A 1,847-nucleotide genomic window follows, 5' to 3' on the forward strand; every position below is an offset into this window, starting at 1 on the left:
GCAGCTGAAGGTCAAGGTTTGACACTCAAACTGGTGACAGTAATCTTCGAGCAATTAACAAATTTACTCGATTTACGCAACTTTGACATTCCAGGTATGACCCTCAAGTTGCATAAATTAGAAGCTCAAGCTGGAAAGTTAGTAATTCACGCCCACAGCCAAATCGAAAAACTCCCCACCATGTAAATGTCGAGTACGACGCGGCATTTACATGGCGATCTGCTTCCTTCCCCCGCTCCCCACGCCCAACTGCCTACTCCCAACTCCCTATGACTCAAACACCGACACCTAGCATTCCCCCATTTATCGAAAGCGACGAGCGCGAGTTTCATGATAGCGGCGTCCCCAGCACAGTCGCGATCGCCAAACATCCCCTGCATCCCCTGATCGTGACATTCCCGATCGCTTTTCTAACTGGTGCGGCTGGAGCCGATATCGGTTATTGGCTCAGTGGAGATTACTTCTGGGCGCGGGCAGCAATTTGGCTGATTGGTGCTGGCTTTATCTCTGGACTAGTCGCAGCCTTAACCGGCATGCTCGACTTCGTGAGAATCGATCGTGTCAAAAAGCATAGTGCGGGCTGGATTCACATGGCTGGCAACGTCACCGCATTAGCATTAACTTTCGGCAACTGGTATTTGCGCTGGGATAATGTCGAAGGTGCGATTCTCCCCACAGGCATCATCATTTCGATCGTTGTTGCCTCATTGCTCGGTATCACTGGCTGGTTCGGTGCCGAACTAATTTATCGTCATAAAATCTCCGTCATCGGCTCTAGCAGCAGACACGAGCCTTAATCGAAAATTTAGTTAACAGTACAACCAGATCCCCGACTTCTTGAAGAAGCGGCTCGCGCTCGTCGGGTTTCCCGACGGTTCAGCGAGTCAAGACAGTCGGGGATCTTATCGAACGTGCTCACATGAAAAAATTTGACTACACGATCGATTTTAAAACGATCGATTTTCGCCAGCAGCCAGAACTCTATCGCGTTGGCAAAGGCGAGCAAGGCGTACTACTCGTGCAACCATACAAGAGCGAGATTTTACCCTATTGGCGATTCAAAACTCCCGATATCGCCCGTCAATCTGCCCAGAAGATTTACGATCTATTCCTAGCATATCAGGCGCAACAAGATTTTGTGGGCATGGATATGGCACGCAAGTTTTTACAGATGGGCTACACGCGATTCTCCAGGGGAGAGGCTTCGCCAACGCGTCGCTATGCCAATCACAAATCGGGACGCAAATATGCCAAAGATTCTAAACTAATTCTGCCAAATGTCGAAGATCCAATTAAAGCCGAATCTGCTCAAATCTTCTATGAATTCTGGCAAATGGCCAAACTAGATCCCGAATATTTAGCACTGCTCGATCGACACGAACGGCAAGCAGTAGCATGATGGATTAAGTCGATCGTCGATTGAAATAACAAAAGTAGGGGCAATTTATGAATCGCCCCTACTTTTGTTATGCTCACATCTTGCACCAGTTTAAAAATACTATTGCTTAGTGTAAGTAGCTAGGCGAAATTAAATGTAAAATGCCAGCCTTTTGCCCTCACCCCGCCCTCGCCTCTGGCTCTGGCTCCCCTCTGTCTTGTCGCACACAAACGGGAGGGAACCTCCCGTTCGATGCGCCGCTGCTTGGTGCGCTAAACCTGGAGGAAACCTCCGTGACGAGCGCATCCGCAAACCGTCGGGAAACCCGAAGGTGGCGTTGGCGTAGCCTGCCGTAGGCACAGCCACTCCGTTAGCGGCTTGCTCCCGCCTTTGTTCCCCGACCATGGAAGCAAGACAAGACAGGAGTTACGCGCACCGCAAATTTATTAGAGGGCGGTTCAGAAACGAA

General features: G+C 49.9%; 3 protein-coding genes and 1 pseudogene. 3 read left to right on the forward strand and 1 reads right to left on the reverse strand.

The window, feature by feature from the left end; all coding sequences use genetic code 11:
• The 3 genes and pseudogenes from RMO84_RS00535 to RMO84_RS00545 form a co-directional block, all read left to right on the forward strand.
• Positions 1 to 186 (forward strand): annotated as a pseudogene (locus RMO84_RS00535) (DUF2993 domain-containing protein); the annotation flags it as partial.
• 83 nt (positions 187 to 269) lie between these two features.
• Positions 270 to 797: a DUF2231 domain-containing protein gene (locus RMO84_RS00540; protein WP_310486460.1), complete on the forward strand. Its 528-nt coding sequence runs from the start codon at positions 270 to 272 to the stop codon at positions 795 to 797.
• 122 nt (positions 798 to 919) lie between these two features.
• Positions 920 to 1,399 (forward strand): DUF4385 domain-containing protein, encoded by a 480-nt coding sequence (locus RMO84_RS00545; RefSeq protein WP_310486462.1) that lies wholly within the window; start codon positions 920 to 922, stop codon positions 1,397 to 1,399.
• A 129-nt stretch (positions 1,400 to 1,528) separates the two neighbouring features.
• Here RMO84_RS00545 and RMO84_RS00550 read toward each other — a convergent pair whose 3' ends face one another.
• Positions 1,529 to 1,783: a hypothetical protein gene (locus RMO84_RS00550; RefSeq protein ID WP_310486463.1), complete on the reverse strand. Its 255-nt coding sequence runs from the start codon at positions 1,781 to 1,783 to the stop codon at positions 1,529 to 1,531.
• Between the last annotated feature and the right edge of the window lie 64 nt (positions 1,784 to 1,847).

This window comes from Chamaesiphon sp. VAR_69_metabat_338 (assembly GCF_031423935.1).
Taxonomy (GTDB): domain Bacteria; phylum Cyanobacteriota; class Cyanobacteriia; order Cyanobacteriales; family Chamaesiphonaceae; genus Chamaesiphon.

Bases quoted from the DNA above. Each gene is read 5' to 3' on its own strand.
- RMO84_RS00540 (WP_310486460.1), top strand. From the start codon at position 270: ATGACTCAAACACCGACACCTAGCATTCCCCCATTTATCGAAAGCGAC.
- RMO84_RS00545 (WP_310486462.1), top strand. From the start codon at position 920: ATGAAAAAATTTGACTACACGATCGATTTTAAAACGATCGATTTTCGC.
- RMO84_RS00550 (WP_310486463.1), bottom strand. From the start codon at position 1,783: ATGGTCGGGGAACAAAGGCGGGAGCAAGCCGCTAACGGAGTGGCTGTG.